Source organism: Lactiplantibacillus garii (genome assembly GCF_003885105.1).
Taxonomy (GTDB): Bacteria; Bacillota; Bacilli; order Lactobacillales; family Lactobacillaceae; genus Lactiplantibacillus; species Lactiplantibacillus garii.
In genome coordinates this window covers 43,489-69,977 of the sequence record NZ_QWZQ01000004.1, presented here as the reverse complement: position 1 = coordinate 69,977, position 26,489 = coordinate 43,489, and the positions used below count along the sequence as shown (strand labels likewise).

Annotated in this window: 29 protein-coding genes and 1 other annotated feature; of the genes, 7 read left to right on the top strand and 22 right to left on the bottom strand. The window is 49.3% G+C overall.

The window, feature by feature from the left end; translation table 11 throughout:
• Positions 1-7: 7 nt before the first annotated feature.
• Positions 8-901: a C40 family peptidase gene (locus tag D1831_RS02175; RefSeq protein WP_125071218.1), complete on the bottom strand. Its 894-nt coding sequence runs from the start codon at positions 899-901 to the stop codon at positions 8-10.
• 164 nt (positions 902-1,065) lie between these two features.
• On the opposite strand from D1831_RS02175, the gene D1831_RS02170 reads away from it, so the two are divergent.
• Positions 1,066-1,530 (top strand): Lrp/AsnC family transcriptional regulator, encoded by a 465-nt coding sequence (locus tag D1831_RS02170; protein WP_125071216.1) that lies wholly within the window; start codon positions 1,066-1,068, stop codon positions 1,528-1,530.
• An 86-nt stretch (positions 1,531-1,616) separates the two neighbouring features.
• On the opposite strand, the gene D1831_RS02165 is transcribed toward D1831_RS02170, so the two are convergent.
• The 4 genes from D1831_RS02165 to D1831_RS02150 form a co-directional block, all read right to left on the bottom strand.
• The gene (locus D1831_RS02165; RefSeq protein WP_125071214.1) at positions 1,617-1,835 is read right to left on the bottom strand and encodes a hypothetical protein; all 219 of its coding nucleotides are present in this window, start codon (positions 1,833-1,835) and stop codon (positions 1,617-1,619) included.
• A 27-nt stretch (positions 1,836-1,862) separates the two neighbouring features.
• Positions 1,863-2,093, bottom strand: a complete 231-nt coding sequence (locus D1831_RS02160) for a hypothetical protein (RefSeq protein WP_125071212.1) — start codon at positions 2,091-2,093, stop codon at positions 1,863-1,865.
• A 161-nt stretch (positions 2,094-2,254) separates the two neighbouring features.
• Complete coding sequence (locus D1831_RS02155; RefSeq protein WP_125071210.1) at positions 2,255-3,808, bottom strand: ABC-F family ATP-binding cassette domain-containing protein; 1,554 nt, start codon at positions 3,806-3,808, stop codon at positions 2,255-2,257.
• Between the two features lie 86 nt (positions 3,809-3,894).
• Positions 3,895-4,482: a GNAT family N-acetyltransferase gene (locus tag D1831_RS02150; RefSeq protein ID WP_125071208.1), complete on the bottom strand. Its 588-nt coding sequence runs from the start codon at positions 4,480-4,482 to the stop codon at positions 3,895-3,897.
• Positions 4,483-4,598: 116 nt separating this feature from the next.
• Here D1831_RS02150 and D1831_RS02145 point away from each other — a divergent pair, with 116 nt between their 5' ends.
• A complete protein-coding gene (locus D1831_RS02145) occupies positions 4,599-4,979 on the top strand; it encodes a VOC family protein (protein WP_179950281.1) in 381 nt (126 codons plus the stop codon).
• A gap of 79 nt (positions 4,980-5,058) precedes the next feature.
• Here D1831_RS02145 and D1831_RS02140 read toward each other — a convergent pair whose 3' ends face one another.
• The 7 genes from D1831_RS02140 to D1831_RS02110 all read right to left on the bottom strand — a co-directional run bounded on the left by D1831_RS02140 (position 5,059) and on the right by D1831_RS02110 (position 13,901).
• Entirely contained in the window at positions 5,059-5,406 is a 348-nt protein-coding gene (locus tag D1831_RS02140) for a hypothetical protein (protein ID WP_125071204.1), read from the bottom strand.
• 281 nt (positions 5,407-5,687) lie between these two features.
• Positions 5,688-7,679: an N-acetylglucosamine-specific PTS transporter subunit IIBC gene (gene nagE / locus D1831_RS02135; protein ID WP_125071202.1), complete on the bottom strand. Its 1,992-nt coding sequence runs from the start codon at positions 7,677-7,679 to the stop codon at positions 5,688-5,690.
• Between the two features lie 190 nt (positions 7,680-7,869).
• Positions 7,870-8,844, bottom strand: a complete 975-nt coding sequence (locus D1831_RS02130; RefSeq protein ID WP_125071200.1) for a ketopantoate reductase family protein — start codon at positions 8,842-8,844, stop codon at positions 7,870-7,872.
• A 543-nt stretch (positions 8,845-9,387) separates the two neighbouring features.
• Positions 9,388-10,284 (bottom strand): DegV family protein, encoded by an 897-nt coding sequence (locus D1831_RS02125; RefSeq protein ID WP_125071197.1) that lies wholly within the window; start codon positions 10,282-10,284, stop codon positions 9,388-9,390.
• 151 nt (positions 10,285-10,435) lie between these two features.
• Entirely contained in the window at positions 10,436-11,719 is a 1,284-nt protein-coding gene (locus D1831_RS02120) for a homoserine dehydrogenase (protein ID WP_125071196.1), read from the bottom strand.
• Between the two features lie 26 nt (positions 11,720-11,745).
• The gene (locus D1831_RS02115; RefSeq protein WP_125071194.1) at positions 11,746-13,032 is read right to left on the bottom strand and encodes an O-acetylhomoserine aminocarboxypropyltransferase/cysteine synthase family protein; all 1,287 of its coding nucleotides are present in this window, start codon (positions 13,030-13,032) and stop codon (positions 11,746-11,748) included.
• Between the two features lie 2 nt (positions 13,033-13,034).
• Positions 13,035-13,901, bottom strand: coding sequence for a homoserine O-acetyltransferase/O-succinyltransferase family protein (locus D1831_RS02110; protein WP_125071192.1), 867 nt, complete (start codon positions 13,899-13,901; stop codon positions 13,035-13,037).
• Positions 13,902-13,965: 64 nt separating this feature from the next.
• Positions 13,966-14,200 (bottom strand) — a binding site (T-box leader).
• Between the two features lie 613 nt (positions 14,201-14,813).
• On the opposite strand from D1831_RS02110, the gene trpX reads away from it, so the two are divergent.
• From trpX to D1831_RS02085, 4 genes are all read left to right on the top strand, one after another.
• Positions 14,814-15,815: a tryptophan ABC transporter substrate-binding protein gene (gene trpX / locus D1831_RS02100; protein ID WP_125071256.1), complete on the top strand. Its 1,002-nt coding sequence runs from the start codon at positions 14,814-14,816 to the stop codon at positions 15,813-15,815.
• On the top strand, positions 15,812-16,720 hold the full coding sequence (locus D1831_RS02095) for an ABC transporter permease (RefSeq protein WP_125071190.1): 909 nt from the start codon (positions 15,812-15,814) through the stop codon (positions 16,718-16,720). Before trpX ends, D1831_RS02095 begins: the two co-directional genes overlap by 4 nt.
• Complete coding sequence (locus tag D1831_RS02090; protein WP_125071188.1) at positions 16,707-17,489, top strand: ABC transporter ATP-binding protein; 783 nt, start codon at positions 16,707-16,709, stop codon at positions 17,487-17,489. Before D1831_RS02095 ends, D1831_RS02090 begins: the two co-directional genes overlap by 14 nt.
• A 189-nt stretch (positions 17,490-17,678) precedes the next feature.
• Positions 17,679-19,034 carry an FAD-dependent oxidoreductase gene (locus tag D1831_RS02085; RefSeq protein WP_125071186.1) on the top strand — a complete coding sequence of 452 codons (1,356 nt, stop codon included), beginning with the start codon at positions 17,679-17,681 and terminating at the stop codon, positions 19,032-19,034.
• A gap of 229 nt (positions 19,035-19,263) precedes the next feature.
• On the opposite strand, the gene D1831_RS02080 is transcribed toward D1831_RS02085, so the two are convergent.
• Positions 19,264-20,124 carry an NAD(P)-dependent oxidoreductase gene (locus tag D1831_RS02080; RefSeq protein ID WP_125071184.1) on the bottom strand — a complete coding sequence of 287 codons (861 nt, stop codon included), beginning with the start codon at positions 20,122-20,124 and terminating at the stop codon, positions 19,264-19,266.
• Positions 20,125-20,148: 24 nt separating this feature from the next.
• Positions 20,149-20,898: a TerC family protein gene (locus D1831_RS02075; protein WP_125071182.1), complete on the bottom strand. Its 750-nt coding sequence runs from the start codon at positions 20,896-20,898 to the stop codon at positions 20,149-20,151.
• Positions 20,899-21,029: 131 nt separating this feature from the next.
• Here D1831_RS02075 and D1831_RS02070 point away from each other — a divergent pair, with 131 nt between their 5' ends.
• The gene (locus tag D1831_RS02070; protein ID WP_125071180.1) at positions 21,030-21,392 is read left to right on the top strand and encodes a hypothetical protein; all 363 of its coding nucleotides are present in this window, start codon (positions 21,030-21,032) and stop codon (positions 21,390-21,392) included.
• Positions 21,393-21,466: 74 nt separating this feature from the next.
• On the opposite strand, the gene D1831_RS02065 is transcribed toward D1831_RS02070, so the two are convergent.
• Genes D1831_RS02065 through hisB form a run of 8 tightly spaced genes read right to left on the bottom strand, consistent with a single transcriptional unit; the run spans position 21,467 to position 26,480 of the window.
• Positions 21,467-22,024, bottom strand: coding sequence for a sugar O-acetyltransferase (locus D1831_RS02065; protein ID WP_125071178.1), 558 nt, complete (start codon positions 22,022-22,024; stop codon positions 21,467-21,469).
• Between the two features lie 57 nt (positions 22,025-22,081).
• Positions 22,082-23,158 carry a histidinol-phosphate transaminase gene (gene hisC / locus D1831_RS02060; RefSeq protein WP_125071175.1) on the bottom strand — a complete coding sequence of 359 codons (1,077 nt, stop codon included), beginning with the start codon at positions 23,156-23,158 and terminating at the stop codon, positions 22,082-22,084.
• 11 nt (positions 23,159-23,169) lie between these two features.
• Complete coding sequence (gene hisE / locus D1831_RS02055; RefSeq protein WP_125071173.1) at positions 23,170-23,490, bottom strand: phosphoribosyl-ATP diphosphatase; 321 nt, start codon at positions 23,488-23,490, stop codon at positions 23,170-23,172.
• Position 23,491: 1 nt separating this feature from the next.
• Positions 23,492-23,821, bottom strand: a complete 330-nt coding sequence (gene hisI, locus D1831_RS02050) for a phosphoribosyl-AMP cyclohydrolase (protein ID WP_125071171.1) — start codon at positions 23,819-23,821, stop codon at positions 23,492-23,494.
• The gene (gene hisF, locus D1831_RS02045) at positions 23,818-24,576 is read right to left on the bottom strand and encodes an imidazole glycerol phosphate synthase subunit HisF (RefSeq protein WP_125071169.1); all 759 of its coding nucleotides are present in this window, start codon (positions 24,574-24,576) and stop codon (positions 23,818-23,820) included. The genes hisI and hisF overlap by 4 nt, the downstream gene beginning before the upstream one ends.
• Positions 24,573-25,289 (bottom strand): 1-(5-phosphoribosyl)-5-[(5-phosphoribosylamino)methylideneamino]imidazole-4-carboxamide isomerase, encoded by a 717-nt coding sequence (gene hisA / locus D1831_RS02040; RefSeq protein WP_125071167.1) that lies wholly within the window; start codon positions 25,287-25,289, stop codon positions 24,573-24,575. Before hisA ends, hisF begins: the two co-directional genes overlap by 4 nt.
• A complete protein-coding gene (hisH, locus tag D1831_RS02035; RefSeq protein WP_125071165.1) occupies positions 25,270-25,896 on the bottom strand; it encodes an imidazole glycerol phosphate synthase subunit HisH in 627 nt (208 codons plus the stop codon). Before hisH ends, hisA begins: the two co-directional genes overlap by 20 nt.
• Positions 25,896-26,480, bottom strand: a complete 585-nt coding sequence (gene hisB / locus D1831_RS02030) for an imidazoleglycerol-phosphate dehydratase HisB (protein WP_125071163.1) — start codon at positions 26,478-26,480, stop codon at positions 25,896-25,898. The genes hisH and hisB overlap by 1 nt, the downstream gene beginning before the upstream one ends.
• Positions 26,481-26,489 lie beyond the last annotated feature (9 nt).

Sequence of the window (26,489 nt, the reverse complement as noted above, 5' to 3'; positions counted from 1 at the left end):
TCATTATCTACCAGTTGCGTTTAACGGCAACTAATTCATCCCTTAAATAGGTTGTTGCTAATTGTAAATAGGTGACGTGCTTCCCCGGGGTCGGTGCGTGCAGGAGCCACCCGTCACCAGCGTACATGGCGACGTGGTGGACTGCGCCCTGACCATGGTCGTGGGCAAAGAAGCACAGATCACCCGGCTGAGCATTTGCCAAGTCAACCGTTGTGCCGACTAAGCACTGGTCACTCGCGTCCCGGGGGAGCTGAATACCTACCGCCCGGTGTAAGCTATATACCAGTCCCGAGCAGTCAAACCCGTACGCACTCACCCCACCCCATAAATAGCGCAGATCTAAAAACTCCGCGCCCAGCCGCACCATTTGTGCTCCGGCAAGCAGGTGGGGTTCATCAAATTGAAACTGGGTCGCCCGCTTAGCCACTTTACCAACGCCCAGTGGAGTCTGCACTAGGTCGTAGCGGTGATCTTTACTGGAAATCACTGGTAATTCCGTGCCAAGACTCAACCGGCGCAGCGTGCTCCCATCGGGTCGTAGTAACGGGGTAAAGTCGCGTTTGACAGTGACCGTCGTGCCGGTCCGTAACGGTAACGGGGCTAGTGATAGCTGCGCTGCCCAGACCCATCCCGGATACCCTTCCGGATGGCGAGCATCCCGTTGCGTTGCGACGTAGCCGAACGCCCAACCATCCACGATCCGGTCCACGATAAACGGATCGTTAAATAGTGCCTGCGTAACGATTCGATTATCACGTTCTAAAGCAACAGTGTCACCGTCACTTAACTGATCAAGCCACGGACCCAAGCCGTGATTATTGAGTGCTAGGCGCTCAAGGGCCGTTACCCGTGGTTGCCGCCAAACGTTTGCGACGGCGGCAGAAATTCGTGCTGTTTGCATATTAGTCACCCCACTTTTATTAAGTCTACCATACCATTTCTAGTGTCAATCAACACCCGAACAGTAAGGTTGTTATCCTTTCTTGACAAACTTAACCTTAAAATTAAAAATTACTGTGAAAGTATGCTATGATACTAATAATTACTTAGGAGGCGTTTTTTAGCATGGATAAAACCGATTTGAAGATTCTGAACGCCTTGCAGGCGGATGCCCGCATTTCTTTGAAGGCGCTGGCTGATCAGTGCTTCATCTCTTCACCGGCAATTTCAGCGCGGATCACCCGGTTAAAAAAGAGTGGGATTATCCGTGATTATCAGGCGAACTTAAACTACGAAAAACTCAACTACCACATCAAGGCCTACATCCAATTGCAACTGGAGCCGACTCAGAAAGAACGTTTCTACCCGTTCGTCGCCGGAATCCCCAACATTTTGGAGTGTGACTGTGTGACGGGTGAGTATTCACAAATTTTAAAAGTGATTTTTGAATCCACTCAAGCACTGGATGAATTTGTTAACCAACTCCAAACGTTTGGAAAAACTAGTACCCAAATTGTCTTTTCAACCAGCGTTGCCAACCGGGGGTTAACACTTCCCACCGATCATGACACCAGTCAGATCAAAGAATGACGTTATGGTAGGCTAAAAGGGCTTTGCAAGCGATTCTTGCAAAGCCCTTTTTGGTGTCCACTTAATTTAAAATTCAAATGACGCCACTAACTTCTTAGTAACTTAATAATTGCAGTGTGGGTCGTCAACTGGTGCCTCGTCTTAAACAGCTCTAGACTCGCGCCACAACCCCACATCAAAATTAACCCAGTCAAACTTAGTCCCAACGACTTGGTTGGCATCCAACCAACTAAACAAATGCTAATCAGAAAAATCACGGCTCCTAAAATCATGCCGGCGGTTAAACTGATAAACCTAGCCTTCATTTCCAACGCCCCCAGTTGCGTAAAGTCTCAAGCAAATCGATTCATCACGTAAATCGCACCTAATCCCGTTAACCATAGCGCCAACAGTGGTCCCAAAACCAGCGGACCAAAACTATACCACCCCACGATACCGAGAAATAGGACCTCAATACTGTGAACGGTCAATAAAAGATCCAAGTAGGCCCGGTAGTACCACTGCACGAATAACCCACCAAAGAAACCAGCTAAAAGTACCCCATAAAACAAGCCGTGAACCATGCTGTCCTCACCCTTTCGCTTGATTCGAAGAACTACCACTATTGTGACAACTTTTATTAAAACTGTTTACCACTTTAATGTAAAGTTGTCGTTTTTTTTCAGTAAATGAACAAAAAAACGGCCAATCCCAAACTACGGGTGACCGTCTGATAAATATGATGCTATTTAGGCTGAGCTTTTAAACTAAGTTTTTCAACGTTGAGTTCCTTATCGACCCACCCATCCACAAAACTACTTTCATGGCTAACTAAGATCAAGTTTCCCGGGAAGGCTTGGAGGGCCCGTTTTAACCCTTCCTTGGTCTCATCATCCAAGTGGTTGGTGGGTTCGTCCATAATTAAGAAGTTGCTTGGAATCAGTTCTAGCAAAGCTAACTTCACCTTAGTCTGTTCCCCACCACTTAGGAGGTGCATGGGTTTCATCGCGTTAGCCGCGTTGATCCCACACTTCGCCAACTTAGTCCGAATGGTTTTGGGCAACATCGTTGGGTACTCGTTTTGAATCGTTTGTAACGGGGTCAGTTGCGGGTTATCCCATTCCAGATCCTGGTTAAAGTAGTTAATTTTGGCCGACGGGGAAAAACTAGATTTTCCACCAATTGCCGGAATTACTCCTAAAATGGACTTGATCAGGGTCGACTTTCCGACCCCGTTAAACCCCTTAAAGGCCAACTTTTCACCGTTCGTCATCGTAAAGGTGACCGGTTCCAACAGTGGCTTACCGTAACCAACGGAGAGTTTAGTGACACTCAACGCATTTTGTGAGCCGGTATCCAGATACGGAAAACTGAACTTGGCGTGCACGTTTTCCGACGGTGGATCGACCCGCTCCATGTGCGATAACATCTTTTCACGGGACTTGGCCATTGTCGACTTCGAACCGGCTTTGTTTTTGCGAATAAACTTCTCGGCCTTGTCAATCACGACCTGCTGCTTTTCAAAGGCCTTTAACTGGGCTTCCTTCCGGGCTTCCTTTTGACGCATGGCGGCTTTAAAGTCACCCCGGTATTTGATGATTTTCCCGAAAGCCACGTCACAAATACAATTGGTAACTTGTTGTAAAAAGTCGTAATCGTGGGAAATAACCATGACGGCCCCTTCAAAACTGTTTAGGTAGTCTTCCAGCCATTCGATGTGGGTCGTGTCCAAGTAGTTGGTCGGTTCATCCAAAATAATCACGTCCGGATTTTCCAGCAACAGCTTCGCCAAAATAATTTTTGAGCGTTGCCCACCGGACATCTCACTAATGACGTGGTCACGACCAATGGCGTCTAGTCCTAGCCCGGTAATGACCCGTTCCATTTCCGTTTCAATGTCATAAAAGTTATTCGCCTCTAAGATCTCTTGAATCCGGCCCGCTTTTTCCAACAGTTTATCATCCATATTTTCCGCGTAGTCGGCGTAATACTGTTGCATCTGCGCGTCCAAATCGTAAAGCCGTTTAAACGCCGTTTTCAGAAAAGCGTACAGCGTCATCCCCGCCGGAATGTCCGCATATTGGTCTAAATAGCCAGTGCGGACGTTTCGTTGCCATTTAATTTGCCCGGATAGCGGTAAAATTTGACCGGTTAAAATCTTGATCAGGGTACTTTTACCCGCTCCGTTTTGGCCGACAATTCCCATGTGGTCGGCCTTTTCCAACGTAAAGTTTGCGTCTTCGTATAACTTACGATCCGCAAAACTTTGCGATAAGTCGGTTACTTCTAGTAAAGCCATTACGTTTTCAACCTACACTTTCATTTCTTAACGTGATAAAACAGGCCCCGTTATTAACGAGGCCTGCATCAGCAAAGATAGTCGGCTTACGCCATGACCAAGTCTTTGCCGAGTTCGTATTGCATGTGGAAATACATCCGATCTCCAATGGGCTTGATACCCACCGTTTCATAATGGTAACGGTCGTAGAGCTTTTTCGCTCCCAGGTTAGCCATATCCACGTTTAAGCCAATGCGCTTCATCCCATCAGCCCGCGCGTATTTTGGTAAGGCGGCAAGTAACTTCCCACCAATTCCGTGGCCCTGATAATTCGGGTCAACCGCAATCGAATCCAAGTACCATTCGTGCTCATAACTTTCTGCTTCAGCTTCAAATGCTGAACCAAACGCATCATTGTCCGCGGTGACCCGTGCTAAAACGTCGTCAACCGCGTCCTCATTTTTGTCAGGGTAACCAAACGCCACCCCGACTACTTGACCATCGGCCTCGGCCACCACCGTCGTTGCTTTACCGGACAAGTAATCGGGTGTCTGGTAAGCCGCAGTAATGGCCTGCTCTAAGTCAGGTTCAGGAATGTCGTCTAGTTCCTCAAGTTGCATTTCATCAAAAATCATATTAATTAGCGGTGCTATCTGGCCCGCGTCGTCTTGATCGGCTGGTCGAATTGTTATCACGAATAGCCCTCCTTCTTTAGTAGTTATTAGATTACTATGAAAGCCGGTGCTTGTCAAAATTAGCGTCGCCACGTGGTATACTGGTAAGCGAAATCATTTTGAAGGGATTTGAGCTTTTGAACATTCGCGACATTGATCACATCACACTAACGGTTACTGATATTGCGCGGTCGCTGCGCTTTTACCACGAAGTTTTTGACCTGCCAATTTTGACCTTTGACGGTGATCGCCAAGCCGTTTTGGTTGGCAAACAGAAAATTAACTTTCAAACCATTGCCGAACCCCACCAGCCGATTGCGGCCAAACCAACCCCTGGCAGTGCCGACCTCTGCTTGATTGCTAAGGACCCGATTGACGCCATCGAACACCACTTAAAAAGTTACTTCGTAGACATCGTCGCTGGTCCGGTTGAACGAACCGGTGCCCACGGAAAACTTATTTCACTCTACGTGCGCGACCCCGACAACAACCTGATTGAAATTAGTAACTACCACTAAGTTTACGAGACGCTAAATAAACGCGATGATTACTCCGCAACTGGGGAGTAACCATCGCGTTTATTTTTATCCAACCACTTTAATTAAACAACGTATTTTTAACAACGTAACTATTCACCCGCTTGGCTAACGCGTCAATCCCCTTATTCACGACCCCGTCCATGTCCGCGTACAAAATCACGTGGTCGTTGGCCTTTAAGTTGATCACCGTGGCGACCCGGTTACTAACGACAAATAGCCGGTCCTGCGGTTGTTCCAAATCGTCAACGTCGCCCGTGCGCACGGCAACGTCGGAATTATTTAACCGTTGCTTCAAATGCTTTGCTAAGCGGGCATCAAAGGCCGCGTCCACCACCATGTTACCGGTAAACGAACTTTCCAATAACCCGGTTTGCGTTGAGTTAATGACAATAATTTCTTTTAACATGCTGCTTCCCCCTTTGAACCCGTCCCCACGAGTTTCCACGTTTAAACCAAACGTTTAAGAAAACGCTTAGTATGCCATTATCATACGCTTTTCCCGTACTAATACCAATCTGATTTTAGTCGTTTTACGAAACACTTACACTGGTCTAAATGATTTAAACCTGGTGACCACTGACAGTTTAAACCAATTAATCTAGTGGTCTAAAATTGTTGCCCGCCCTCAAAAAATCAAAACGTCGCAACCACTATTCGTGACCACGACGTTTTGATATTATTTAGTTTTTATTCCGCGGCCCCCACGATATCGCCGGCGGTCACGTTTTGTTCACGATTTAAACTGAATTTAGAAACTTGGTCCATGTTGGTGATCACGACCATCATCGTCGTCTTTTTACCGGCCGCTTTAATCGCAGCTAAATCAACCGTTGCAACCGCCGAACCAGCGGCCACTTGGTCACCTTTTTCAACGTGTAAATCAAACGGGGCGCCGTTCATTTCAACGGTGTTAATGCCCATGTGTAATAAAACTTCTAATCCAGAATCCGTCCTCAATCCCAGTGCGTGCTTCGTTGGAAAAATGCTGGTCACTTCACCACTGACCGGTGCCACTACTTCGGCACCCGTGGGTTCAACGGCGTACCCGTCACCGAGCATTTTCTGCGCAAAGGTATCGTCCGCCACGGCGGTAATCGGCATTAACTGTCCGGTTGCCGGCGCGTGTAAAACGGTCGTTATCGCGACCGTTTTTTCGGACGGAGCGGCTGGTGACGCTGGCTTTGTTTCAACGCTTTCCGTTGCGGCGGGAGCCACCGCCACCTGACCACTAAATAATTGTTGTAACGCTTCGGCGACGAATTGAACCTCGGTCCCGATCACAATGTGGATGTTGTGAACGTCTAGGACGTTTAATCCGGGGACCCCGGCCGCTTTAACGGCCGTCTGGTCAACCTTGGCGGTATCTTTTAATTGCAAGCGTAACCGCGTCGTACAATTATTGATCACACTAATATTATCGTGACCACCAATTGCCGCGTAAATCTTTTTAGCCTGTTGCATGTACTTATCATCGCTCGCCTCAATCGCCACCGCGCCACCTTGCGCGGTTGAATCAGAAGCGTCCGTAGCAAGCACCGCTTCGCGTCCCGGGGTTTTTAAGTTAAACCGTTTGATAGCAAAATCAAAACCAAAGTAATAAATGACGGCCATGACCAGTCCCTGAACCAATAACATGTACGGTTGATTTGCGAGCGGCATCCGAAAACTTAATAAGTAGTCGACTAAACCACCGCTAAAGGAAAAACTGGCAGTCCAGTGCATTAGGGCCGCAAAACCGACCGAAACACCCATTAATACGGCGTGGACGAGGTACAACGGCCAAGCCACGAACATGAACGAAAATTCCAAGGGTTCGGTGACCCCGGTAAAGAACGAGGCAAACGCACCGGCTAACATTAATGAACCAACTTCTTGCTTGCGCTCTGGCCGGGCATTACGGTAAATCGCGTACGCACCGGCGGGGAGACCAAACATCATCACGGGGAAAAATCCGGCTTCGTACATCCCGGTTACCCCTTTAACGCCGTGACTGGCCCAAAAGTTACCAATATCGTTAATTCCGGCAACGTTAAACCAAAATACGGAGTTAAGTGCGTGGTGTAGCCCGGTTGGAATCAATAGGCGGTTAAAGAACCCGTACAGTCCCGCCCCAATAAATCCTAGTTTGGAAATGCTGGTGGCAAAAGCTACCATGCCGTCGTAGAAAAACGGCCAAATAAAGTACAACGCCGCGGTAAAAAATAACATCACGAAGGCCGCCATAATAGGAACTAAGCGTTTACCACTGAAAAATGAAATCGCCATCGGTAACTTAACTTCGTGAAACTTATTGTACAGCGCCGCGGCAATCAACCCGGCACAAATCCCAACGAGAACGTTGCCGTCAATGTACTTAAAGGCCGCCGCAACGTCAGCCTGTTTAATATTTAATAGCGTGGCTAACCCGGCCGGTCCCAACATGGTCGTTGGGACTAAGTAGGCAACGACCCCGGCAATGGCTGCCGCGCCGTCCTTATTTTTAGTCATCCCAACGGCTAATCCGACCGCAAACAATAATGCCAGGTTATTTAGGATCACATCGCCACCCGAAATCATAAACCGGGATAAAATCCAGGCTTTCGGTAAATAGTTACCGAGCCCCACTAAGATTGCCGCCGCCGGTAGCGTGGCAATTGGCAACATTAGTGATTGCCCAATCCTTTGAAAATATGTCTTCATACCAATTTCTCCTTGTCATCTTTTCTAACACGTTGTAAATCCTATCACAACATATCATTTGATGAAAGTGGAGCCCACATTTTCATGTATAGACCAATTAACAATAGAGCGGTTCCAACCTTATTAAATTAAGTTTACGCCGAAATGAAAAAAGTTCTGAAAACATTTCAGAACTTTTTCATTATTAATTTTATTTTTCAGTGACTAAGGGGGCCTGCGTTTTAAACTGACGCATCGTTTCAGCTAAGTGGACTTCGTGCGTCACGAACTCGTGTACCCGGCAAACGTAGTCGTGTTCCCGGCCGATTTTAGCAATGTAGCCGTTGATGTAGTCCACTTCGGTCGGCCGCCCCTTTGAAAAGTCTTGGTACATTGACGGATAATGGTACTTATAAGCCCGACTGACCGTTTCTACCGAATCAATTTCTTCTTGGCGGGTCTCGATCAACTTAATACCGGCGCGTTCACAGGCATCGTAGGCTTCATTAAACATTTGCGTCGCCATGTCGCGTACACCCGGATAAGTAATGAATTGCCCCATCTGAATTTCAAACATCGTACAAAGGCTGTTGGTCACGGCGTTGAAAACCACCTTGGACATGCACATGCCCATAAAGTTATCCGACCAAATCGGGTTTAAGCTGGCTGCCTTAAAATCTTGCATTACTTGTTCGGTCGTAGCATCGATGGCACCCGCGTATTTGCTCATATGCATCGCTTCACTGCCCTTCGGCCCCATAAAATCGACCGAACCCGGACCGTTTAAAACCGTGGCAATCATCGCGGTACCCCCAATGATGTGTTCAGCTGGGAAGTAGTTGGCGATTTTTTCAAAGTGGCCCATTCCGTTCATCGCAGCAAACACGTACTGGTCGTCGTGAAACAGCCCGGCATCCCGCTTTAATTCATCCGCTAACTGCATTTGTTTTTTGAAGATAATCCAAACATCCGGGTGTCCCTGGTACTCTTCCGGATAATAAATATTGATTGGGACAACGTGGCGATTCTCGTGATCACGAGCCACTTCCACACCGCCCTGTTCACGCACCTTTTCCACGTTAGGTGTCCACGTATCAATAAAATCAACGTCCACCCCCGCGTTTTCTTGTAACATAACGCCGTACCGGTACCCCATTGCGCCCGCGCCAATCATGCCATATTTCATATCCAAAAACCTACCTTTCAGTTCTATGTTTACTATGAATTATTGATACTATGTGTTAAAAAGTTAACCAAGTTATGTGTTAAAACGGTGGTGCTATGTGTCAATCTATGTGTTAGAAATGGGTACTATGTGTCTTAAAAGCCGACAAAAAACGCCCTCTGGATCGATTGATCCAAAGGACGTTTTCACGGGTTACCACCTTTATTTAAATAACGTTCACACGCTATTCCTCAGCACGTTCAAAACAACTAAACGTGTGCACAATAATGGGTGCCCCCAGCGAACCTCGAAAAGTTCGCGCCTGAGTTTGAGCTTTAATTAACCTGACGTGGCACCTTCCCATCACCCGGTGCTTTCTAAACACGTCAACTCAACGACTCCTTCAAACCGTCCGGCTTCGTTCATCAACTTTTAATGTTTTAACCATAATATTATTAATTTAAAATGTCAACCAAATCTCTCAAAAAAAGATGAGACTTTATTTTTTTAATCACGTTTCAATCAAAAAAAGCCGAAGCACCGCTTTTCGTTAAGATTATTAAGTTAACGTTGCCTTTCCTGATTTAAAGCCGTCAGCAACGGCTTCCAATCAAGTGACCAAATCATTCCCAGTGCGTGATCACCAGTTAAGACCCCCATCAAGGGTCCGATAGCCCCCGTTTTAACGCGGACTGCCGGAAACTGGTAGCGCAACTCACTGGCCCAGTCTTCGGCAATGGCATCGTCGTTCGCACTGATCACGTCCAACCGTACCGGAAGCTGACTCGTGATGACGAAGCGACTAAAGGACTCTTGAACGGCCTGTTGCGCATTTTTGAGGGTCCGTTCCTTACCCAACACTTGAATCTTGCCGTGCTCATTAAAAGTAATAATTGGCTTATTACGCAACACCATCGTGCCAGCTAAGCTGCTATTATTATAAATACGCCCGTTTTTAACGAGGTGGCGCATGCTGTTAACGATCAGCACCGTCGTCGTTGCGGCCCGCAGGCGGGTCAGCTGGGTCATGATGTCTTCAATGGCATAGCCTGCTAACGCCATCGCGGCCGCTAATTTAACCATGTTAGCCGTGCCGGCACAGGCCGTTCTGGAATCAAAGACCTGCACGTCCAACCCCTTAACGGACGGCGCGTAAGTCTTTAAATTATTGACCCAACCACTGATTCCACTACTTAGTCCAACGACTAATACTTGGTCGTACCCGGCCGCTTTTAGTTGGTCAAACACCACCTGCATCTCCGCCATTGAGATTTGTGAGATAGTCGGAATATCCTTTTCAACCTTCAATAACCGGTAAAATTGATCGGTGGTGATATCTTCATTTTCGTGATAAACGTGGTTCCCGAACATGATCGGGTCGTTCACCACGGTAATCTTATAGTCGGCCGCCGCTTGTGGGGATAAATTCGCGGAACTATCCGTTACTACCGCAATCTTCATTAATTTCACTCCAATTATGCGAACCACCTACACGGGTCGTCCGTTTCTCCGGAACTTTGCCGGAACCATCCCCGCAGTCTCTACTGGGGGACGCCGCGTCATGATAAAAAAAGACGCTCCCATACAGTATACTGTACGGAAGCGCCCTTTTTCAAATTGCAATGTTTGTCCGGATTGGTAGCGGTGCCACGGACACCGGCTCCCAGGCCACCGAATCCGCAATTGGAATGGCCGTGATCGCCCGGGTTGCTTGGAGTTGCGCCAGTTGTACCGGACTTAAGGTACTTGTTTGGTAACTACCGCGGCTGAGCGGTTTGAGCGAGAAATGTGCTTCATTAGCGTAGTCCGCCATAACGGCACTTGGCAAAGTCGTAAACAACAGGTAGGCCTGTGGCAGTTGATCAAACCGTTTAACGCCCAATTGTCCCGCATTACGGTTAAAGGCTGGTCCCCGCGTTCCCAAGCGCAAACGCTGTCCCGCCGCAATTACGTCATTTAAAACGCTGTTGGCCGTGGCCGTGCTACCGGCACCGGGACCGGTGTACAAACTTTCACCGATGGCTTGACTACTAATGGCCACCCCGTTTTGCACACCGTTGACCCGGCTCAAAGCCCGACCGTCACCAACGGCAACCGGTGCCACTCGGCAGTATAATTGGTTACCGTGGCGCTGTGCTTGCGCCAGTAGCTTAAGTTGCCAGCCACTAGTCGCAGCCAACTGACACTGCGAAGTGGTCACCGCGGTAATTCCCACGGGACGAACCTGTTCCACGGTCAAGCTTTGGCCAAACGCAAACCGGCTTAAAATGATCAGCTTATACGTCGCATCCAGACCGCCCACGTCATTGGTCGGATCCGCCTCGGCGTAGCCCGCACGTTGCGCTGCTCGGAGGGCCTGTTCATACGTTTGTCCGGTCCGAGTCATCGCACTCAAAACGTAGTTAGCAGTTCCGTTAATGATTCCGGCAACCGACTGCACGGTGTCGGTTGCGTAACTATCCGTTAATGTTCGTAAAATGGGAATCCCCCCGGCGACGCTAGCCTCGTAAAATAAATCACAGCCTTCACGTTGGGCTAACCGAACCAGTGTTTCACCAGCAGTTGCAATTAGATCTTTATTGGCAGTGACCACCGACTTACCGTGCTTTAACGCGGTCGTAATCGCTCGTTTGGCCGTCGTCAGCGTTCCCATCACTTCAATAACGAGTTGAATCTGCGGGTCCGTTACCACCGCATCAATGGAATCCGTCAACTGGGTCCCCAGCGGTAACGAAACCGTCCGGGGCGCGTTTAAATGGTTAACGGCAACCGTTGCTAAGTGGAACCGCAGTCCCTGCGTTTGTTCAATTTTTACTGCGGCCCGGCTTAACCGTTCCACCACGCCGCTACCGACGGTTCCAAGTCCTAACATGCCCACTTCGATTGTCGTTGTCATTCAAATCACCCTCCTAAATTCAATCGTTAAATCTGATCAAGCGCCTGTTTCAAATCCGCAATCAAGTCGTCCACGTTTTCCACCCCAACCGAGATACGAATCAAATCGGGCGTGACGCCGGCCGCTAATAATTCTTGTTCGTTTAATTGGGCGTGGGTCGTGGAGGCCGGGTGAATAATCAGGGACTTAGCGTCCGCCACGTTGGCCAATAGTGAGAATAGTTTCAAGTGTTGGATGAGGGCCTTCCCAGCCGCTTCCCCACCGGTTAAGCCCAGGGTAAAGATCGACCCAACGCCGTTCGGGAAGTACTTTTTTGCTAAAGCGTGGTACTTACTGTCCGCAAGTTCGGGATAGTTGATCCAGGCCACTTTCGGGTGCGCGTTCAAAAACGCCACGATTTTGCGCGTATTTGCGACGTGCCGTTCTACCCGCAACGACAACGATTCGAGTCCTTGTAATAGTAAAAACGAGTTAAACGGACTAATTGTCGCCCCAAAGTCGCGCAAATTTTCCGCGCGCAACTTAGTGGTGAAGGCTGCGCCACCCAGGTCTGCAAATACTAAACCATCATACTGGGGATCCGGCGTCGTAAACTCGGGATACTTGCCACTGGCTTTCCAATCAAACTGACCACCTTCAACTACGACTCCGCCCATTGTCGTCCCGTGACCACCAATGAACTTCGTTGCGGAGTGAACGACCACGTCGGCACCGTGTTCCAACGGTCGTACTAAGTACGGGGTCCCAAAAGTATTGTCAACGATGAAAACGATATGGTGGGCGTGCGCAATTTTAGCAATGGCCTCAAAATCTACTAAGTTGATCCCCGGATTACCGATACTTTCAACGTACAGGGCCTTGGTGTGTTCGTTAATGGCCGCCTCAAAGTTAGCCGGATCATCGGGATCAACAAAGTGGGTCGTAATCCCTAATTTTTTCAGGGTCACACTAAACAAATCGTAAGTCCCACCATAGAGGGTGCTGGCGGAAACAATTTCGTCGCCCTGTTTAGCGATGGTTAAAATGGCACCGGCGATGGCCGCCGAGCCGGTTGCCAGGGTGACCCCGGCCGTCCCGTGTTCCAAAGCAGCCACCCGTTGATCAACTACGGCAGTCGTCGGGTTCGTTAACCGGGTATAAATGTTACCAGGATCGGTCAAGGCAAAGCGGCCGGCCGCTTGCTTGGCATCCTTAAAGACGTAGGACGTCGTCTGATAAATCGGCACCGCCCGTGAACCAGTTTCGTCGACCGTTTGACCAGCGTGAACTTGTAAAGTTTCAAAGTGATAATTTTCTGGATTTGTTTTTGTCATATTTAAAGACCCACTTTCGTTAAATTCAAAGTTTTTAACCAATTTTGATATAGCCGGCAACTAGCAACCGGCCAGCTATAATTGACTTGTTTTAGATCACCCGGTTTAAAGTAGTGTTGGGGTACGTGAATGGGGAGGTGTTTGCGCCGGTCCCGAAAATACTCGTTGGCTAACGTATCGGCCTCATATTCCGGGTGGCCAGTCACGTATACCGCGCGCTGCTTGTCCGCACTCAATACTAACGGTCCGACCTGCTCGTTATCGGCGACTACCCGTAGTCCTGCCGGTAACTGGGGTGGTAACACGAGGCCGGTATGCCGTGACTGGGGCATTTTCAATAATCCTCCGGCACTCAACCCCGTCGTTAACTGGGAGTGGTCATCAACGGCGGTCGCGGTGTAAATCCCAAAAACCTTCGCCGGTAACAACCGCTTTTGAACGTTAAATTGAGCGTACAGACCGGCTTGCGCGGCCCAACATTCAAATAGGGTCTGTGTCACGTGCGCTTGTGCCCAATTAATGACCGCTAAAAATTCTTTCCAATAATCAACGTCTTCAAACGCGAGCTTTTCAACCGGTGCCCCGGTGATAATTAACCCATCAAAGTATCGGTCAGCGACTTGTTCCAACGTCACGTAGTTGTCCGCAACCAGTTTTCTAGGTAAACTTTTAAAATGGTGACTGGCCGGGTACATGAACGTCACGGCCACTTCACTGTTGACCGCGGCGAAACGTTGTAAAAATTGGCGTTCCGTGTCCGCCTTAGTCGGCATTAGGTTCAAAATTAAAATTTGTAACGGGTGGCTAACCACCGCGTTTTCCCATTGATGTTGGGCTTTTAATAAACCATTTACTGCTGTGACCGTCATACTGATCTTCCTTTCTTTCCTGGAAACAAAAAAAGCTTTCGTCCGTTAGTTTCAAATAATGAAACCAACGGACGAAAGCTTTCGCGTTACCACCGTAATTCATTGTCATCTCACAATGACAACCTCGACAAGTACCCACCGGATACTCCGCAATATATCGGTTGCCACCGCACCCGTAGCCTTACGACCCGGGTCATGACTCCAAGCTCATCTTCACCACGTTAACCATTACTTCTCTCACCAATTCGAAGCTCTCTGAAAATCGTTTCCGTGGCTACTCTTCTCTTCAACGTCTTAATCTGTTTTTAATTTAAAACTAATTTAACACCGGTTTCGCTCACTGTCAACTCATTTCCAGCAAATTCATTTTATTTCTGGCGAAGCTTCAAATCAGGTAAGCCATCGTTGGTCCACGTAATTAGTGATAATGATAATCTTAATCCCACTGAGCATTTATTCGTTGGTAATCGCCACCCACATTTATTTCTAATCATTTTCAAATTTATTAACACCACTCAAATCCTTATAAAAACTAGGATTAGCGATTAAAGTTGTTCATCGAACTCAGACATTTTCTTTGAAAAAAGCTTGACACCTTTTTCGTCTATGCCTATACTGAATTCAATTAATCAACGAAAGCGAGGAATCAAGGATGACAAAGTTTGTACTCAACTTGAACAGTTCATGGCAAAGCCGGCCGTTCAGATTGTAATTCCGTTGCACGGATACAATCTGGCAAACAGTTTGTATCTGTGCCGGCTTAACTTTGATATCCAAAGAAGTCTGCATGGGTTTTAGACACAGCAGGCTTCGGTTCCGTAAAGGGCAAACCAGGCTTACTGGTTTGCCCTTTTTATTTTGGATACCTGCCCGATTAATTGAAATTATTTTGAGGTGACTACATTGAAACGTATGATTGCATTTATTAGCGCCCTCGTCGTGTTCCTCGGCATTGCGTTCTTCACTACCGGTGGTAAAAAATCACCCAACGCGTCCACAACCACCGACAAGATTCCGACCGTCGGCATCTTACAACTCCAAACCCACCCGGCCCTCGACGCCATTCACCGCGGGGTCGTTGCCGGTTTGAAAGAATACGGGTACGTTCCGGGAAAAACCGTTAAGATTGATTACCAAAACGCTCAGGGTGATCAGAGTAATTTAAAGACCATGAGTCAGAAATTTGTAAACGAAAACGCCGCCGAAACAATCGGTATCGCCACGCCCGCCGCACAGGCCCTGGCAACCGCCGCAAATAAAGAAACGCCCGTTATTTTAGCCGGTATCACCGACCCGTCCGGGAGTGGGCTGATCAAAAGCGACCAGCATCCCGGTGGCAACATTACCGGGACGTCCGGTGAATCCCCACTTAAGTCCCACTTAGACTTACTTCGGAAACTCGTTCCCAAGGCTAAGACGATTGGTATCATCTATACCACTTCCGATCACGGTGGTGAGTATAACGCCAAGAAGTTTGCTCGGATCTGTAAGCAGGAGGGCGTGAAGTACAAGATGTACACCATCGCCAACACCAACGATATGCAGCAGGTTGCCGAAACGATGGCTTCCCACGTTGACGCCGTCTACGCGCCCCAAGATAACGGTGTCGCAAGCGCGATGAAGACCCTGGTTTCCGTGACCAACAAGGCCAACGTACCGGTTATTCCCGCCGTTGACACGATGGTTAAAGCTGGGGGACTCGCAACCCTCTCCGTTGACCAGTACCAGTTGGGTAAACTTTCCGGTGAAATGGCCGCCCAAGTATTAAAGGGCAAGTCGCCTAGCAACTACGCAATTAAAGTTATTTCTAAGGGGAAAATGACGTTAAACCTGACCGAAGCTAAAAAGCTCGGCATCAAGTTCCCCGCCAGCGTGCTTAAGGAAGCCAAAACGAAAGGAGTCATTTACAAATGAGTATGATCGTATCGAGTATTGGACAAGGCCTCCTATGGGCTACTTTAGGGGTCGCCCTGTTTCTCACGTTTAGAATTTTAGATTTCCCCGACATGACCGTTGAAGGAACCTTCCCACTAGGTGCCGCCACCGCCGTTATGGCGATCAGTCACGGCATGGGACCATTGACCGCCTCCCTACTGGCCTTCGCCGCTGGGGCGGTTACCGGATTAGTTACCGGGCTACTGTATACCAAGGGAAAGGTTCCCATCCTATTAGCCGGAATTTTAGTGATGACGGCCTGCTTATCCATCAACTTGCGGATCATGGGCGGCAGCTCCAACGTTTCCCTACTTGGTAAAACTACGCTGTTCTCAGCGCCGTTTCTTCAATCGTTACCCAAGTACTTCGACAGCGTCTTCGTTGGCTTAGTCGTTATTTCCGTTATCACGGTCCTCCTGATCGTCTTCCTGCAAACCAACCTTGGCCAAGCCTTTATCGTGACCGGTGACAACCGCGAAATGGCTCGGTCGATTGGGATCAACACGGACAATATGACCATTATGGGCTTGATGGTTTCTAACGGTATTATTGGTCTTGGCGGTGCCCTAATTGCCCAAAACAACGGTTACGCCGACGTCAGCATGGGGATTGGGATCATCGTCATTGCCTTAGCTTCCATCATTATTGGTGAGGTCGTCTTTGGTGAACTAACGTTAAACCAACGCCTAGTCGCCGTGACCCTCGGTAGTATTTTGTACCAGTTCGTCCGCTTACTCGTCTTACAACTCGGGTTCAATACCAACGATATGAACCTGTTATCCGCCCTCATTCTGGCCATCTGCCTGATGTTGCCACAGTTTAGCAAGGCGTTGCACTTAAACAACGTCCTTAAGAAAGGAGTTGCCCGCTATGATGAAAACTAGTACCCCGTTATTATCATTAGAAAACATCGTTACCAAGGTCAACACCGGAACCCCCAACGAGGTCATGATTTTAAGACACCTCAACTTAAACATCTACGACGGTGACTTTATCACCGTCTTGGGTTCCAACGGGGCCGGTAAATCGACGCTCTTCAACACGATTAGCGGTGAACTACCGGTTGCGGACGGCAGCATCAAGTTGCGTGATCAGGACATTACCCACTTATCCGTGGAAAAACGCACCGCCTTCCTCGCCCGGGTCTTTCAAGATCCTAAAATGGGGACCGCGCCCCGGATGACCGTTGCCGAAAACCTGTTACTTGCCAGCCAGCGCGGTAAGCGCCGGACGTTACGTTTACGCCACCTCAAACAACACATGGCCCATTTCAAAGAATTAACGGCTACGATGGATAACAATGGCTTGGCGGACCGGTTAAACACGGCCACCGAAAACCTCTCCGGCGGGCAGCGTCAAGCACTCAGTTTTTTAATGGCAACCGAGCAACGCCCCGACTTACTATTACTGGACGAACACACCGCGGCCCTCGACCCAAAGACCAGTGAACAACTGATGCAACAAACGAACCAACGGGTCACCCAAGAAAAACTGACCTGTCTGATGATTACCCACCACTTGGACGACGCGCTTAAATACGGTAACCGCCTAATCGTCCTCGATCAGGGTCAAATCAAGTTTGACGTCCGGGACGCAGAAAAGGCCCAACTAACTAAGGAACAACTGCTAAGTTTCTTTGATACCATTGAATAGTTGAATTTATCAACCCAGCATAAAAAAGGCCCCGTTAATTGCAAGCCAATTGACGGGGCCTTTTAATTAGTGATAGTCTTAATTTATCGGGGCGCCTAAAATAATTTACTTGTTTTGGTTGCTAAGTGCCTGGTTCAGTGTTATATTCAGATTGGAATTGTTCTAAACTAAAATTGGAGGTACGTCATAATGAAAATTATTGTCGTTGGTTCTTCACATGGTGGTTACGAAACGGTTCGCGGAATTTTAGCCGCCCAACCGGATACTGAAATCCAGTGGTACGAAAAGGGCGATTTTCTATCCTTCCTATCCTGCGGGATGCAACTATATTTAGAGGGCGTCGTTAAGGACGTTAATAAGGTTAGTTACGCAACTCCAGCGGACATGCAAGCTCAGGGGGTACACGTCTTCCTTAACTCGGAAATTGCCAAGGTTCAACCCGCCCAACATACGGTCCACGTCGTTGATCACGCGACCGGTCAGGAACGGGACGAAAGTTACGATAAGTTAGTGCTGAGCGTCGGTGCCGTTCCGTTTGAGCTCCCAGTACCCGGACATGATTTACAAAACGTTTACGCGATGCGCGGTCGTGACTGGGCCATGAAATTAAAGGCCAAAACGGTTGATCCAACCGTTAAAAACGTCGTGGTGATTGGTTCCGGTTATATTGGGATTGAAGCCGCCGAAGTTTTTGCTAAGGCCGGCATGCACGTCACCATCATTGACTTGTTGCCACGCCTGCTCAGCCTTTATTTGGATCAAGAATTTACCGACATTTTAACCAAAACAATGACGGACCACGGTATTTATCCCGCCGTTGGTCAAGGCATCAAGTCCTTTGAGGGCCAGGACGGACACGTCACTAAGGTCGTAACCGATCAGGGTGAATACCCGGCCGACTTGGTCGTTTCGGCGGCGGGAATTCGCCCGGCTACCGGCTTCTTAAAGGGTGTTATTGATTTAGACGACCACGGCCTGATTAAGATCAACGACCACTTACAAACGAGTGAACCGGACATTTACGCCGTTGGGGATGCCACCCTCGTTCCGTTCGCCCCAACCGGAAAAAACAACCGGATTGCGTTAGCCACGGTGGCCCGGCGCCAAGGCCGAATTGCCGCGCAAAACCTGCTCGGTGGCGACCTGCCAATGATTCCAGTTTCCGGCTCATCAGCACTTTCCGTCTTTGACTACCACTTCGCCTCCACCGGTGTTAAGGAAGGGACCAGCGATAAATTAGGTGTTAAGAGTGCTTCCGTGATGGTGACCGATACCATGCGCCCACAGTTTGTCCCGGCATCGGCTGGTAATACTAAGGTTTACTTCAAATTGACCTTCGATCCAAATGATGGTCGGGTCCTCGGTGCGCAAATCATGTCCAAAGCGGACGTGACCGCCAACATTAACGCTATTTCGGTGGCCATTCAGGCTAAAATGACCGTAGCGGACTTGGCCTACGCCGACTTCTTCTTCCAACCCGGGTTTGACCGTCCTTGGAACATCATTAACGTGGCCGCTCAAAAAGCGGTTGCTAGCTTAAATTAAGTCATAGAATTGGTTAATTAATAAAAAAAGAGGTTGTGACAAAAAAAGTCACAACCTCTTTTTTATCTCCGAACAATCATTGTCAAAACGTGCGCCAAAAGTCAGCGGGCTCCGCTTAACCCCCTATATCGAACAATCCAAGCTCAGAATTATCCGCCATACGCCGTTAATGCTCACCAGCTAACCGACTTTTGGCTCACTCTGAATTTTTAGATTCGTTAATTTGTGCTTAGCTGTAAATATTAATTAATCCTTGGGTTCCTTGGTCACCCAAGCCCTTAACGTCGACCATCACTTCATACAGGCGCTTAGCCTGAGCGGTCGCGACTAGGTCTAATCCCATCGCGTCGGCTTCACTCAGCGCAATGCGTAAGTCCTTTAAGAAGTGGCGGGCAAAAAATCCCGGGGTGTAATCGTCCCTTAAGATCCGGGGCACGTAGTTTTCCATGCTCCAGTTGTCAGCGCCTCCACTAGATAAGGTTGCCAACACTTTCTGCGGATCCAGCCCCGCGGCCTTAGTGTACAGTAACATTTCGGTTAAGCCGGTCATCGTTCCCGCAATCATAATTTGGTTTGCCATTTTAGCGTGTTGCCCGGTTCCAGCCGGGCCAAAGTGATTCACCTTATGCCCGACCGTCTCAAACAGTGGCACCATTGCTTGGTAGGTTGCCTCGTCGCCACCAACCATCACGGTCAGCGTGGCGTTTTTAGCTCCCACGTCGCCGCCCGAAACCGGCGCGTCCAACGCGTGCATGCCGTGGGCCGTCGCGTAATCGGCGATTTTAACCGCTAACTTTGGCTGACTGGTCGTCATATCAACCACCGTCTTTCCCTGGGCTAACCCGGCAAAAATCCCGTTTTCACCAAAGTAGACCTGTTCGACGTCGCGTGGAAAACCCACCATCGTAAAGACCACGTCACTTTGTTGCGCGACTTGTTGCGGATCATCCGCCCAAACGGCTCCTTCGGCAACTAAGCCGTCCGCCTTACTTTTCGTCCGGTTATAAACGACAAGCTGGTGCCCCGCCGCCAATAAATTATGGGCAATGGCCGCTCCCATCACACCGGTACCAATCCAACCAATTTGCATATTGACCCTACCTTTCCATAAAAACTAACGTTTACCAGTCCGTTGCCGCCAGTAATGAATCCCCATCGTCACCAGGAAAGCCGCTAAGACGATCCCGCCAAACGCGCTGGCCGGAATGTCGATGCCAATCGCTGGTACCGATAAAAATAACTTCACGGCAATGATGACGATTAGACAATACGCCATCGTTTCCAATTCCGGAATTTTACGCATCAAACGCATGATGACTTCGGCAATTCCCCGCATGCAGGCAATCCCAATCATGCCGCCAATCAAGACAATGACCGGGTTATCCGAAATTGCCAGCGATGCCAGTACGGAATCAATCGAAAAAACGATGTCCATCATTTCAATTTGTACCACGACTGACCAAAACTGACTCAGGCCTAAAAAGCGGTGTTGACCGCGTTTTTTCTGTGGACGCTTGGTTCCGGGCTGCGGTTGCGTAAAGAAACGGTAAACTAGATACAATAAATAACCGGCTCCCAATACCTTGATTTCCCAAAAACCAATCAGGTAGGTTCCGATACCAATAATTAAAAAGCGAAACAGATACGCGCCCCATAAACCATAGAATAATGACTTTTCACGTTCTTGTAAATTATCCAGACTCTGCGTTTGTGCTGCCAACACCACGGCATTATCAACCGATAGTAAACACTCAATGACGGCCAACGATAGGATAATTAACCAATCATTAGTAGATGTAATGACGTTGCCCCAGTTCGCTACACTAAAGAAAGGTCCGTATAATTGTTCAAGTAAATGTAACACGCAACAACCTCTTTCTATTCGTAAATAATAACCTACTCCTAGTATACCTGTTATACTGAGGCCCGAAATACTGAAAATAAATTTTCAAAAATAAACCGTATTTTCGTCGAATCTTTAATGAGGTGAGTCTTATGGAAATTGGTCCCTTATCCGAATGGGTCGGCGCACTGGCAGAACTGATTGCGGTCGCCGTTGCCCTCTTTTTGCCCTACTACAATGAACGTAAAGCCTTGCACCAGCGGTTACGGCGCTACAAACACATTGTCGAACAGACGTTAAATACCGCCGCGGCCAACCAGTTAACCGCCGACTACCGTGACTTTTGCTCGTTTGTGAAGATCACCTTACAACTAGACATGGACGATACCGCCGTTGAAATTCTAGAAGTCGGACAGGCCCTGATCACGACGGTCGGCGACGCTACCACCCTCAGTTTTGACCAGTTACAAACGGTCGGCGAACTCCGGCAACAACTCGCAAATATCAACGCGTAACCAAACATCCAGTAATCAAAAATGACGGTTTTTGCGGAAATTTTTTCTCCGTGCAACCGTCATTTTATTTACGCTTATTCAGTCAGAGTTTTAATCACCTTTGCGGGGACTCCGGCGACTACCACGTTATCCGGAACATCGTGGGTCACCACCGCTCCAGCTGCCACCACGACGTTATTGCCAATCGTTACCCCGGGCGTAATAGTGACCTTTCCACCAATCCAGACGTCGTTACCGATTTTAACCGGAAAGCCCTTAGCCAGCGCGTCCCGCCGTCCCTTCGCCGTTAAGGGATGGTTAACCGTATAAATATCAACGTTGGGACCAATCATCACGTTATCCCCAATGGTCACCGGTGCGATGTCCAAGATTGTTAAATTATAATTACTTAAAAAATTATTTCCAACGTGAATGTTGCGGCCATTATCGCAATTAAAATTTGCCTGCATCGACAGGTTCGTCCCCGCCGCTCCTAAAATTTCACGGGCCTTGGCCGTTTGAGCTACCGAATCGGTAGCTCCAATCGCATTAAATTCCTGACAAAGCCGCGCCGCGCGGGCCTTTTGAGCGGCCACTCCAGCGTCCTTAAAGTCATACCAGTCACCCGCCGCTAATTTATCCAATTCCGTCATGTCAAAAGCCTCCCGTAACTATGTAACCTTAGCATAGCGCTTAGAGTAAGCTCTAAGTCAAGCAGGGTGGTCAAAGGTCGTGATTAATCGGCGCAAGGTTTCATTATCGTTGGCAGTTCCAATCGTCAGTCGCAACCAGCCCGGTCGCAGCCCAGTTCGTAAGAGGTAACCGTTACGTTTGAGGCTTTCCGCTAAGTCAGCGGCCCGCGGGTGCGCGAAGAAGATAAAGTTAGCTGCCGACTCGTCAAACTGGTAACCGTTCGCTTTAAAATAGGCCAGCCACTTTGACCGTTCCTGTGCGTTTTTGCGGACCGTTTCGGCCACAAAGGCTTGGTCCTTCAAGGCGGCCAAAGCGGCCACTTGCGTCAGCGAATTCAAGTTATAGGGTAACCGGACCGCCTGCATCGTTGGGGCGTAACGTGGCGCAAACACCGCGTAACCAATGCGTAAATTTGCCAGCCCGTACGCCTTTGAAAAGGTCCGCATCACTACGACGTTGTCATACTTAGCGGGTAATTGCATCGCCGTTGTCGCTACCGCGTCCGGAACAAAGTCCAAGTAAGCTTCGTCAATTAGCACCATCGTCTCCCGTGGTACCTGCCGGACAAAGGCTTCGATTGCTGCTAACGATTCAACCGTCCCGGTCGGGTTATTGGGATTGCATAACCACACCATTTTAACGGCCGGATTCACCGCGGCCGCCAGTCCGGCAAAGTCCACGTGGTCGTTTGCAAGCGTGGGAACCGTCACCAACCGCGCCCCTTCAATTTCAGCGTGTAAGCCGTACTCGGAAAAGGTCGGTCCCGAAACTAAGACCTGGTCGTTAGGGGCTAAAAATGTCCGCGAAACCATCACGATCATTTCGTCCAGTCCCACGCTGAAAACGAGTTGTTCGGGGGCGACCCCCTCCTTGGTTGCTACGGCCCGTCGTAACTCCCGCGCGTCGGCGTCCGGGTAACGGTTAGCTAGGTTAAAATCCCAGTTCTTAACCGCCCGGGCAACTGCGGGTGACGTGCCGTACGGGTTCTCATTAGCGGATAGCCGAACTAACTTTTTAAGTCCTAGTACCCGTCGCAACTCAGCTAATGGTTGTTCGGGCACGTACGGTTGTAACTGTTCCACACTCGCTTTCATAAGCGTTCCTCCTATAAATTCTTGATCTCGGGGCGGTCCTTATAATCACTCATTTTTCCTTCGCGTTTGGCTAGTTCGGCCTTGATCTGATCAAAACTAACGCCGCGTTCAACGAGTAACACTAAAACGTGATAGAGCAGGTCCGCGGTTTCATAGACCAGTTCGTCGTCGCCGGGGTTTTTGGCCGCCACGATTACTTCCGTTGACTCTTCGCCAACCTTTTTTAAAATCTTATCCAGCCCTTTAGTAAATAGGTAGTCGGTGTAAGAACCCTTTTTAGGATTTTGTTTCCGATCAGCAATCATTTGGTACAATTCTTCCATGTTTTGCATATTAATTCCCACTTTCCATTGACTTAACGGTGTTAAAAAAGCAACTGGTATGCCCGGTATGACAGGCTGGGCCGTGCGGATGCACCGCAATTAGCAACGTATCGTAATCGCAATCTAACTTAATACTGACAACGTCTTGCAAGTTGCCACTCGTAGCTCCCTTATGCCACAATTCGCGTCGTGAACGGGACCAAAACCAGGTCTGCCCCGAATCAAGGGTCCGTTGATAACTTTCAGCGTTCATCCACGCAACCATTAAAACGGCCTTCGTTTCCGCGTCAATCACAACGGTCGTGACCAGCCCATCGCCCTTTTCAAAATCTGGTTTCATCGAACCACCACGCCCCTTTCCTTTAACGTCCGTTTAACGTCACCAATCGTTAACTCGCCGAAGTGAAACACGGAAGCGGCTAGCGCGCCGTCCACCGGAGTTTGCTCAAAAACGTCGACAAAATCGGCCAGTTTACCGGCTCCGCCCGAAGCGATGATTGGGACGTTAACGGCCGCTCCTAACGCTTGGTATAGCCGGTCATCAAAACCAGCTTTAGTGCCATCGCGGTCCATACTAGTGACTAATAACTCGCCAGCTCCCAGCTGCACCGCCCGCTTCGCCCAGGCAACGGCGTCTAACGGGGTGGCTTGCTGCCCACCGTGCGTGTAGACCCGGTAACTTTGACTAGCCGGGTCCCAAGCGGTATCAATTGCCACCACGATGCACTGGTTACCAAATTTTTCAGCACCGGCCGTAATGAGGGCCGGATCAGCAACCGCCGCGGAGTTAATGGCCGTTTTATCGGCACCAGCCCGTAAGATTCGTTGCATGTCGGCCACACTACTGATACCTCCCCCAATCGTCAGGGGCATGAAAACTTGCGCAGATACCTTCTCAACCATTGCCGCCATAGTTTGACGGTGTTCATTCGTCGCGGCAATGTCCAAAAAGACGAGCTCGTCGGCACCCTGTTGCTGGTAAGCCGCGGCAATCGCTACCGGATCGCCCACGTCGGTCAAATTAACAAAGTTGACGCCCTTTTTAACGCGCCCGGCCGCCACGTCGAGACACGGAATAATTCGTTTTGCAATCATGCGTCCACCCCCGCTAATTCCGCTAACGTGACCCCACCGGCCGCTAACGCTTTACCCACGATCACGTCCGTAAAGCCCAGTTGCTGTAACGTCTGAACGTCCGCCAAATCACGCACACCACCACTCGCAATCAGGTTGGCAGTTGGACACTTAGCTTTCAGCGTGAGGTACAGTTCAACGTTAGGACCGCGCATGGTTCCGTCGCGGTCAACGTCGGTCACAATGAAGTGTTTGGCACCGGCACGAACCATCGCGCGCATTAGTTGACTCATTTTAGTCTGGGACTGGTCTAACCAGCCGTTGATGGCAACCATCCCGTTTTGGCCGTCGATGCCGATCACGATGCGTTCGGGGCCAAACTCCGTTAATAACCGTTGAACCAAGGCGGGTTGAGTCAACGCCACCGAACCTAAAATCAACCGATCAACCCCCAGTTTCAGGTACCGCTGAGCGAGTTCGTACGTCCGGATTCCGCCCCCAAGCTCCAGTGTTCCCGTGAATGCTCGCCGGAGTGCCGCCACGGTGGCGAAGTTTTCGGGTTGCCCCTGCTTTGCGCCGTCCAGATCCACCACGTGTAACTGGTGGATGTTTGCCGCATTGACGGCCTGCGCCTGGGTGACCGGATCGGCGTTGATCAGGGTCGCTTGGTCAAAATCCCCTTGATATAACCGGACGCTTTGCCCGGCACGTAAATCAATTGCTGGAAAAATCATTTGCACTCACCATTTCCTTAAAAGCTGCTAATTGTGCTAACCCGACCCGACCACTCTTTTCCGGGTGAAACTGCATCCCGACAACGTTGGCCCGCTGCACGATGCTGGGAACCGTCACGCCGTGTTCAACGGTACTAACGATTTCGTCACGCGGGCACACCGCGTAATACGAATGTACGAAGTAGGTAAACGCCCCGTCAACACTGGCAAACGGGCTCGCGGAGCGTTGCAACTGGTTTTGGTTCCAACCCATTTGGGGAACTTTGACCCCTAAGTTGGTCGGAAGGGCGGCAACGTGACCGCTTAACAATCCGAGACCAGCGTGTTCACCATACTCGGCGCTACTTTCAAACAACAACTGCATCCCTAGACAGATCCCCAACATTGGTTTCCCCGTTCGCCCTAGTCGTTGAAGTACCGGGACCAGTTGCCGTTCGTTTAAGGCCGTCATCGCGGCCGCAAACGCACCAACTCCCGGTAAGATAACGGCGTCGGCCGCCGCCAAAGTGGCCGGGTCGGCCGTTAAAGTCGTTGCCACTTCCAAATAATCAAACGCTTTTTTTAAATTTCGGGTGTTCCCGGTATCGTAATCCACGATGGCAAACATTAAATCACACCCTTAGTCGAGTTGACCCCGATAATATCCGGGTTAATGGTGACCGCCGCCCGCATGGCCCGGCCAAACGCCTTAAACAAACTTTCGACCTTGTGGTGGGTGTTACGTCCGTACAAGATCCGGGCGTGTAAGTTCATTTCCGCCGCGAACGCGCACGCCTGGAAAAAGTCTTCGACGGTTTCGGTATCGAGGCCCCCCAGCCGCGGATTCGTTAACTCGGCATCAAACACGAGGTAGGAACGACCGCTTAAGTCAACACTCACTTGCCCCAGGGTTTCGTCCATCGGCACAAATTCGGTTCCGTAGCGTTCAATGCCTTCCTTATTACCCAACGCCCGTTTAAAACACTCCCCCAGGACGATCCCGGTATCTTCGGTCGTGTGATGTGGATCAACGTCCAAATCACCGTGACATTTTACGACTAACCCGAACCGACCGTGCTTGGCAAATAGGTTTAACATGTGGTTCAAAAACCCAATACCGGTATCGATCTCTATTCCGCTCTGTTCGTCTAAATTCAAACTAATTTCAATTTGGGTTTCCTTGGTCACCCGTTTAACCGTTGCTTGGCGCATGTGAATTCC